Genomic DNA, 638 nt, shown 5'->3' on the forward strand with positions numbered 1-638 from the left:
TGGGTCAGAGGCGCCATCTCGCCGAGGCCGAAGAGATGCTGCGGCTTCAGCGCATCGATGCCGAAGGGGCCTTCCGTGGCGAAGGCCATCGGCACCGCACCGGTGGTGGCCAGCATCGGCAGGAGAAGGGTGTAGGCCCACAGGAGAAGCCCCACGCCCATTCCCGCCACCGCTCCGCCGGCATTGCCGCGCCGCCAGAACAGGCCGCCGAAAAAGGCCGGGGCGAGTTGCGTGACGGCGGCAAAGGAAAGCAGGCCGATCGAGGCGAGCTGCGCCTCGCCGGCGATGCGGTAGTAGAGATAGGCGGCGAACATGACGCCGAGGATGATCGTGCGCCGGATCATCAGGATGGTCGGGCCGAGGTCGCCGCGGTCCTCGCCGGAGCTGGCGCCAGTCAGGCGGCCCCGCAGGTTCAGCAGGGACGGGATCACCACGTCGTTGGAGATCATGATCGACAGAGCGACGCTGGCGACGATCACCATGGCGGTGGCGGCAGACAGGCCGCCGATGAAGGCGACGAGGGTGAGGATCTCGTTGCCGCGCGCCATGGGCAGGGCGACGACCGTCATGTCGCTGTCCATCGTGCCGGGACCGAACAGCAGCAGACCGGCCACCGCGATGGGCACGACGAAGATATT

Annotated in this window: 1 pseudogene; it reads right to left on the minus strand. The window is 68.0% G+C overall.

Going from position 1 to position 638, the window contains the following annotated elements:
- Nucleotides 1-638: pseudogene (locus tag DNK89_RS24450) on the minus strand (histidine kinase); the annotation flags it as partial.

Origin of the sequence: Acidovorax sp. ST3 (genome assembly GCF_003231145.1) — a bacterium.
Taxonomy (GTDB): Bacteria; Pseudomonadota; Gammaproteobacteria; order Burkholderiales; family Burkholderiaceae_C; genus Acidovorax.